Genomic DNA, 7,668 nt, shown 5'->3' on the forward strand with positions numbered 1-7,668 from the left:
AAGGCCCCCCGCGCCCCCCGGGAGGGCGCCCCTCCCGTTGGTCGGGGCGCGGGCGCGACCCACGGGAGCGCCCCCAGGTGCAGGGGGCGCGGGGGACCAGCGTGGTCCCCCGCCTTGTTCCTTTCGCTTGCGCTCCTCTGCTTTCCCGCGCACGCGGTCCTAGATCCGCGCGAGATGCTCCCCGACCCCGCACAGGAGGAGCGCGCCCGCGACATCGGCCGCGGCCTGCGCTGCCTCGTCTGCCAGAACCAGTCGATCGACGACTCCAACGCCGATCTCGCGCGCGACCTCCGCCGCATCGTCCGCGAGCGTGTCGCCGCCGGCGACAGCGACGCGGATGTTGTCGCCTTCGTCACCGACCGCTACGGCGACTATGTGCTGCTGCGCCCACCGGTGAACGCCGTCACCATCGGCCTCTGGGCCGCGCCCGCCCTGATTCTGCTCGCCGGCGGCGCCGGTGCGCTCGCCTACCTCCGCCGCCGCCGCCGCGCCACCCCGCCCGAGGCCGACCCGCTCAGCGCCGAGGAACGCGCGCGGCTCAAGCACCTCACCGCCGAATGATCGACTGGATCGTCCTCGGCGCCGCCACCTTCGTTGCCGTGCTCGCGATCCTGTGGCCGGCGATCCGCGGCGTCCGACCGCCACCGCCGCGTGAGGCGCACGACGCCGCCCTCTACCGTGCCCAGCTCGCCGAGCTTGACCGCGACCGCGCCGAAGGCCGGCTCTCGGACCGCGAGCACCGCGATGCCGTGCTCGAGGTGCAGCGCCGCCTGCTCGCCGCCGTGCCGGCCCCACCCGAAACCCCCGCCAAGGCCGAAACCCCCGCCGCCGCGCGCTGGCTGATCGGCGGCATCGCCGCCGCCCTGCCGGCCCTTGCCCTCGCACTCTACCTGCCACGCGGCATGCCCGGCATGCCTGCCTTCCCCTTCGCCGAGGTACAGGCGGTGCGCCAGGCCGAACGCGCCGAGACCGACGCACTGCTCGCCCAGGTGCGCGAACGAATCGCCACCCTGCCGCCCGAGAGCGAGGACGCGCGTCGCGGCTGGACTCTGATCGCCAACGTGGAGCGACGGCGCGGCAACGTTGCGGGTGCGGTGGAGGCGGGGCGGCGCGCGCTCGCGATCCGCTTCGAGCCTGGCCTCGCAATCGACCTCGCCGAGACGCTGGCGATTGCCACCGACGGCCAGGTGACTCCTGAGGCACGACGACTGCTCGAACGCGCGCGCGCGGCCGCGCCGGACGATGTCCGCGCGCGCTACTACCTGGCGCTGGCCGACCTCCAGGCCGGCGACACGGACGCCGCGATCGCGGGCTTCCGCGCGGTCGAGCGGCTCTCGCCGCCCGATGCGTCATGGCGGCCGATGCTGGCCGAGCGCATCGCCGAGGCCGAGACGCGCGCGCGTGCCCAGGTCGCGCCGGGTCCAACGCGCGAGCAGATCGAGGCGATGGCCGATCTGCCGCCCGAGCAGCGCACGGCGATGATCGAGGGCATGGTGACGCGCCTCGCCGAGCGGCTGCGCGAGACGCCGAACGACGCGGAAGGCTGGCTCCGGCTCGCGCGCGCCTACCGGGTCATGGGGCGCACGACCGACGCACGCGCCGCGCTGGACCGCGCGTCCGAACTGCTGCCGGACGATCCGCGCGTGGTGGCGGAGAAGATGGCGCTCGGCGCCGGCGGCTGAGTCAGACGCGCCGGCGCGCCAGCCCGAGCCCCGCAAGCCCGAACAGCAGCAGCGCCAGCGCCGCCGGCTCGGGTACCGCGTTCGGGTCGGCCTGCGCGAGGATCACCCGCCAGATCGCGCCTTCGCTCTGGTCCACGATGCCGTGGAAGCTGATGAAGTAGCCGTCGGCCAAGCCGAGGAACTGTACGGAATCGAAGTCGCGGAAGATCCCCGTGCCGGTGACGATCAGGTCGAACACCCAATCGCCGACGCCCGGCGGCGCGCCGAGCCCGGCGAAATCCACGGTCACCAGACCGGCGAGCGTGGCCGTCTCGGCGTCGATCGCGCCGTAGCCACCGAGGCCGCGGGTGAGCCCGTCGATGCCGAAGATGGTCGTCAATCCCGGTGCCGCACCCGCGTCCATGAGCAGATCGCCGCCGACCGTCAGCAGGCTCGAGCGCACTTCCAGCATCGCTTCGCCGAACAGCGTGCCGAAATTGGCGCTGGAGCCCAGGCGGAGATTGCCGCCGACGGTCGCGGTGCTGTTGACCAGAGACAGTTCGCCGCGGCTGTCCGGCCCGAAGTCGCCGATCCCCACCGAGCCGCCGACCGACAGCGTGCTGTCGGTCAGCGCCATCCGGCCAAGCTGCGGCCCGGTGCCGAAGGCGTTCGCCGTGATCGAGAGGAAATTGTCTACGGTGATCGTGCTGCCGGTCGCGCTGACCAGCCCGTTCGCGCCGCCGCTGCCGACAAACATCGAGCCGGTGCCAGGGAACGCCGCATCCGCCCGGACCGCAAGCGTGCTGTCCTGGAGATGGACGGCCCCCGTGCCGCCGTCGGACCCGACGCTCAGGGCGATGACGTCGATCGCGCTTTTGTCCGATGCACGGACGGTTCCCTGTCCCACCCGCCCCAGGTCCAGGACGCCGCCGGTGAAGCTGGATCGTGTCAGCTCGAGCTCGCCGCTGGCGGTGCTCGGCACCCCAGCGCTGGGAAACACGACGCTCCCGATCGGGGTGAAGGACGCTGGCCCGGTGACGACCGCACCGTCGGTGACCGACAGGCGCCCGACCGCATGGGCCGCCCCGTTCGTCACCGTGGCCCCGGTACCCTGGACGCTGCCGATCCGCAGGGCGTCGCTCGTCAGCGTGCCGTTGCTGAGGTCCAGGCTGCCATCGGCACTGCCGGTCACGAGCACCCGCCCGATATCGACCAGGCCATAGCCGGTGATGTTCCCGCCGACGGTGGCGCTACCCGTCACAGTCGGGCCGGGGCCGACGGCGGCATTGTTGACGACCAATCCCTGGGCGATGCCGATGTTCAGGGTGCCGCCGGGGTCGGTCGCATTCACGATTCCGCCGGCGCCGATCGTCGCCGTGCCGGTGGCGGTAACAATGTCACCGTCGCTGCCACCGCTGCCGATCGTGACGAAGCGGAAGCCGCTGATCCCCTGCGCCGCGATCGATCCGGAGGCACTGCTGGCGCCGTCGTCGACGATACTGCCCCCCGCGGTGCCGACCTGCAGCGACCGCCCGGTGCCCTCGGCGCTCAGCATCCCACCGAGCGTCAGCGTGCCCTGCGCGACGGTACCGCCCACCCCCGACGCCACGCCAATGAACGCACTGCCGGCAACGTCAAGTGTGCCGCTGCCGAGGGTCAGGGTGCCGATGCCGGTTCCCCCATCGTTCGCGACGCCCAGGGACAGGAAGATGAGGGCCTGGGCCGAGGTGTCCACCGCAGCGGCCGTCACGGTGCCCGTGCCGGTCGCACCGAATCCGACGCCGATCTCCCAGGCTGGCGAGGCCGCGGGCTGCGTCCGGATCGTGCCGGTCGGCACCGTGACCGTGCCGGTCGCGACCGAGCCGCCGTTCAGTGCCCGGCCGACCTGGAACTGCGCCGTAAGGTTCAGGTCGCCCTGGACGGTCACGCTGCCGGCCGCGACCGACGGCGCCGGCGAGCCGAAGGCGGGGGTGAACGCCTGGCCGACCGCGCTGAGGCCGGTCAGGTTGCCGCCGACCGTCAGGCTGCCGCTCGCACTGCTGCCGTCGCCATTGATCAGCGAGCCAACCGCGCCGAAGCCGAACGACGCCGTCAGGTCGCCGCCGACCTGGCCCGTTCCACTGACGATGGCACCCGTCGTGTTGGCGCTGCCGAAGCCGAAGCTCTGGACGGTGATGGTCGACAGGGCGGCCGCCTGGGCTGTGCCGCCGTTGTTCACCAGGGCGACGTCGTTCCCGTCCGGCACCTCCGCCGGCAACCAGTTGGCTGCCGTGAACCAGTCGCCAGTGCCGGCATTCCACGAGATCGTCGCTGCCCCCGCAGGGGTCGCGATCACGGCCACTCCGGCCAGCAAGGCAAGCCGCCACATCGTGCCTGCCCGCGGTCGCCACTTGCGCATCCCAACCCCCGGTTGCGTCCTTATTTCCCCGGGGGAAAGGATGGGGTTAGAAAACTTTCCGGGTCAAGCAACTTTGTCCGTCGCGACCAGCTTCAGTGCCGGGGTATGCGGGGCCGCCCGCTACGCCTCCGGCGCCGCCGGGGCGCGCCCCTCGGAATCCAGCGCGTCGCGCAGCCGTCGCTCGTAGTGGCGGTAGTACTTATCGGTGACGAGATCGGTCTTCACGACCACGCACACGTCCGTGGTGTTGAACTGGTCGTCGGTGACCGCGCCGTCACCCACGAACCCGCCGAGCCTGAGATAGCCCTTGATCAGCGGCGGCAGCTCGTTCAGCGCCGCCTTCAGGTCGATCGCCTCGGGCGGCATCCGGCGCATCTCGACATAGCGGTCCGACAGCGCGCGCGGGCGCAGCGCCGGCGGGGCCAGGTGGTTGTGCCAGAGATAGGTCAGCTGGGGGGCGAGCACGTCAGGGTCCGTGCCGTGCAGGCTCGCGCAGCCGAACATCAGGTCGATCCGGTGCTTGAACACATAGGCCGCGATGCCGCGCCAGAGCAGCTGCAGGGTCGGGCGGGTGCGATAGGCGGCATCGACACAGGACCGGCCAAGCTCCAGGATCTCGCCCGGGAACGCCTCGATCCGGGCGATGTCGTACTCGCTCGCGGAGTAGAACGCACCGAGCTTCGCCGCGCCCGGGCGGCGGATCAGCCGGTAGGTGCCGACGACGCTGTCGGCACCAGGGCCGCGGTCATGGTCGATCACCAGCAGATGGTCGGCGACGGTGTCGAACGCGTCGAAGTCACGGCGGCGGGAGGCGACCTCCTCGGTCGGGTGCGCGCCCATCTCATCGTAGAACACCCGATAGCGCAGCGCCTGCGCGGCATCGAGCTCCCACGGCCGTTCGGCGATGCGCACGCCGAGATTGTTGGCGCGCAGCTCGCCGAACCCGGGGCCGTCAACGGCGGCAACTGACTGCATCGGCGGCTTCACGTCCTTCGTCATGCGGGTCCGGTTCGTTTCGGGTCCATGTGTCGCGCACGCGGCCGTGGTGCGGGGCGTCCCTCAGGGTCGGCCGGACGGCGCGCCGACGAGCTGTGCCGCGCGGGCGTGTCGACCACCGCCGTGACGCGCCGGCCGAACAGCTGCAGCCGGCTGGACGCGAGCGCGAAGCCGAGCCGCTCGGCGATCTCGCGCGCCATGCGCTCGAAGCCCTCGTCGGCGAACTCGATCACCTTTCCGGTGTCCACGTCGATCAGATGGTGGTGATGGCCGCGATCGGTCGGGTCGTAGCGGGCGCGGCCCTCGCCGAAATCACGTCGTTCGAGGATGCCCTTCTCCTCGAGCAGCCGCACAGTCCGGTAGACGGTGGCGATCGAGACCTTCGGATCGATCGCGCTGGCGCGGCGGTACAACTCCTCGACATCCGGGTGGTCGGTGGCTTCGGAGAGCACACGCGCGATGACCCGGCGCTGGCCCGTCATCTTCAGGCCCAGCTCGACGCACATGCGTTCGATCCGGCTCTCCATCCGCCCTCCTCACCCGCGCGGCGGCGACACGGTGGCAGCCCGCCGGGAATGCGTGCGCCCCCGGGCCGCTCACCGCCCCGGGGGCCGCGCCGGCCCCGGTATAGCAGATGACGACGCGCCGGTCCCGGTGGACCGGCGCCGGCGGATCAGCCGCGCCGTCCCGCGCGCGGCTTGGTGCCGAGGCCGATCTTCTTCGCGAGCGTCGAGCGGTGCTTGGCGTAGTTCGGCGCCACCATCGGGTATTCGGGCCCGAGGCCCCAGCGCTCGCGGTACTGCTCAGGCGTCATGTTGTAGGAGGTCTTGAGGTGGCGCTTCAGCATCTTCAGCTTCTTGCCGTCCTCGAGGCAGATGATGTAGTCCGGGTGCACCGACTTCTTCACCGGCACGGCCGGCTGCGGCTTCTCGGCCGGAGCAGCGCCCTTGCCGACGGCCGAAAGCGTGCGGAACACCTCCTGGATCAGGCCGGGCAGTTCCGAGAGAGGCACGCTGTTGTTGCTGACATGGGCCGAGACGATTTCGGCGGTCAGTTCGAGGATATTCGAGTCGGACTGCTGATCCTGCATCGCCATTGCCTTCACCTTCCTGGACGAGTCGCGGCGGTGTATAGAGAATTACGTTGTGAGCTGCAACAACCACTTGCGAGGTATGATGGCTTTTTCGTCAGACCGCGATGTGCAAGACGTGCCGAAGAACGAGGCGGAGCGGTTTTTTCTCGACATCACAACCGAGACTTGTCCGATGACGTTCGTGCGGACCCGGTTGCTGCTCGACCGGATGCCCGCGGGCGCGATCGCTACAGTGCGCCTGACCGGCCCGGAGCCGCTCGGCAACGTTCCGGCCTCCGCGCACGCCCTCGGCCACGAGGTTGTTTCGGTGGCGCCGGAGACGCCGGGCCGCGAGTCGCCTTCCGCCGTGTGGCTCGTCACGCTCCGCAAGGCGGGCTGAGCGCCCGTGCCAACACAACCGCATCGGTTCCGTCTGCGTAGTAGCGCCGGCGCCGGCCGACCTCGTGGAAGCCGCTGCCGACATAGAGCCGGCGGCCGGCGTGATTGGTGTCTGCGACTTCGAGGAACAGCCGTGTCGCGCCGCGCGCCTCGGCCTGCGCGGCGGCGGCGGCGACGAGGCTGCGGCCGATCCCGCATCGCGCGTGGCGGGGCGCGACGCCAAGGGTGATGATTTCGGCCTCGTCGTCGGCGACCCGCGCCAGGACCAGTCCCGCCGGCTCGCCGTCGTGCAGGGCGACCAGGGCGAAGGCTCCCGGCATGGCGAGGAGCCCGGTCATCGCCGTTTCGGTCCAGGGATCGGCGGGGAACGCGGCTTGGTGGAGCGCGGCGAGCAGCCCGGCGACACCCGGGCCGGCCGGCGCGAGCATGGTGCTCACGCGGGGGCGGGGGGGGGTGGGGGAGGCGGGCGCACCGCCGGCGGATCGATGTAGAGCGGTGCTGCGTCGAGCGGCGCGAGGGTTCCCTTCAGTCGCGCCAGTGCGACACGGGCGACGTCGTGTGCGGCCGGAAGCGTCGCCTCGGCACCGGTGCGGAGCGTGGGGGCGGCGTCGCCGACGATGCGGGCGATGGGGGGCGGGGGCTCGCCGGGGCGCCAGGCGGTCGGCGCGGCGGTCAGATGCGGCAGTCCGTCGGTGACGGTGAAGGGCATCAGGAAGATGTGGCCGCGGCGGCTGTCGATCGCGGCCAGCACGGGGCCGTCGGGTGCGGCGGCCGCGAGCGCCTCGCCGGTGGTGACGGGGATGAGCGGGATGCCGGCGCCGAGCGCGATGCCGCGGGCCAGCGCGAGGGCGGCGCGCACGCCGGTGAAGCTGCCGGGGCCGATGGTGACGGCGACGGCGTCGGGGGTGGCGTCGGCGAGGACCTGCTGCGCGAGGATGGCGATCGCGGCCGCCTGGCCGTGGCCGCCGGGGGCCTCGGCGAAGGAGTCGCGGAAGGCGGCGGAGGTGCGCGCAAGCGCGCAATCCAAGGCAAGAATCGGGGGGGGCCCCCCGCGGCCCCCGCCCCCCCGCCCCCCCCCGGGCCCCCGGCCCCCCCCCCGCCGGGCCCCCCCCCCCGGGGGGCGGGGGGGGGGGGCGGGGGCC

9 protein-coding genes are annotated in these 7,668 nt (G+C 72.3%); 3 read left to right on the forward strand and 6 right to left on the reverse strand.

The genetic code is table 11. The features are described 5' to 3' along the window. Positions 1-114 precede the first annotated feature (114 nt). Positions 115-561: a cytochrome c-type biogenesis protein gene (locus ACTIFU_RS21090; protein ID WP_439580292.1), complete on the forward strand. Its 447-nt coding sequence runs from the start codon at positions 115-117 to the stop codon at positions 559-561. Further along, positions 558-1,682 carry a c-type cytochrome biogenesis protein CcmI gene (gene ccmI, locus ACTIFU_RS21095; protein ID WP_439580293.1) on the forward strand — a complete coding sequence of 375 codons (1,125 nt, stop codon included), beginning with the start codon at positions 558-560 and terminating at the stop codon, positions 1,680-1,682. The genes ACTIFU_RS21090 and ccmI overlap by 4 nt, the downstream gene beginning before the upstream one ends. A gap of 1 nt (position 1,683) precedes the next feature. Here ccmI and ACTIFU_RS21100 read toward each other — a convergent pair whose 3' ends face one another. The 4 genes from ACTIFU_RS21100 to ACTIFU_RS21115 all read right to left on the reverse strand — a co-directional run bounded on the left by ACTIFU_RS21100 (position 1,684) and on the right by ACTIFU_RS21115 (position 6,145). Continuing rightward, positions 1,684-4,029 (reverse strand): beta strand repeat-containing protein, encoded by a 2,346-nt coding sequence (locus tag ACTIFU_RS21100; protein ID WP_439580294.1) that lies wholly within the window; start codon positions 4,027-4,029, stop codon positions 1,684-1,686. A 150-nt stretch (positions 4,030-4,179) separates the two neighbouring features. Beyond that, positions 4,180-5,058 (reverse strand): GNAT family N-acetyltransferase, encoded by an 879-nt coding sequence (locus ACTIFU_RS21105; RefSeq protein WP_439580295.1) that lies wholly within the window; start codon positions 5,056-5,058, stop codon positions 4,180-4,182. Then, positions 5,055-5,582 (reverse strand): Fur family transcriptional regulator, encoded by a 528-nt coding sequence (locus ACTIFU_RS21110; RefSeq protein ID WP_439580296.1) that lies wholly within the window; start codon positions 5,580-5,582, stop codon positions 5,055-5,057. Before ACTIFU_RS21110 ends, ACTIFU_RS21105 begins: the two co-directional genes overlap by 4 nt. A gap of 146 nt (positions 5,583-5,728) precedes the next feature. Next, on the reverse strand, positions 5,729-6,145 hold the full coding sequence (locus ACTIFU_RS21115) for a MucR family transcriptional regulator (protein WP_439580300.1): 417 nt from the start codon (positions 6,143-6,145) through the stop codon (positions 5,729-5,731). A gap of 118 nt (positions 6,146-6,263) precedes the next feature. Here ACTIFU_RS21115 and ACTIFU_RS21120 point away from each other — a divergent pair, with 118 nt between their 5' ends. Then, positions 6,264-6,527 carry a sulfurtransferase TusA family protein gene (locus ACTIFU_RS21120; protein WP_439580297.1) on the forward strand — a complete coding sequence of 88 codons (264 nt, stop codon included), beginning with the start codon at positions 6,264-6,266 and terminating at the stop codon, positions 6,525-6,527. Here the strand turns inward: ACTIFU_RS21120 and ACTIFU_RS21125 are convergent. Further along, positions 6,505-6,954: a GNAT family N-acetyltransferase gene (locus ACTIFU_RS21125; RefSeq protein ID WP_439580298.1), complete on the reverse strand. Its 450-nt coding sequence runs from the start codon at positions 6,952-6,954 to the stop codon at positions 6,505-6,507. The two genes, ACTIFU_RS21120 and ACTIFU_RS21125, sit on opposite strands and share 23 nt — an antisense overlap. Before the next feature lie 5 nt (positions 6,955-6,959). Then, positions 6,960-7,553, reverse strand: coding sequence for a tRNA (adenosine(37)-N6)-threonylcarbamoyltransferase complex dimerization subunit type 1 TsaB (gene tsaB / locus ACTIFU_RS21130; protein WP_439580299.1), 594 nt, complete (start codon positions 7,551-7,553; stop codon positions 6,960-6,962). Positions 7,554-7,668 lie beyond the last annotated feature (115 nt).

Source organism: Elioraea sp., from assembly GCF_051860475.1.
Lineage (GTDB): Bacteria > Pseudomonadota > Alphaproteobacteria > Acetobacterales > Acetobacteraceae > Elioraea.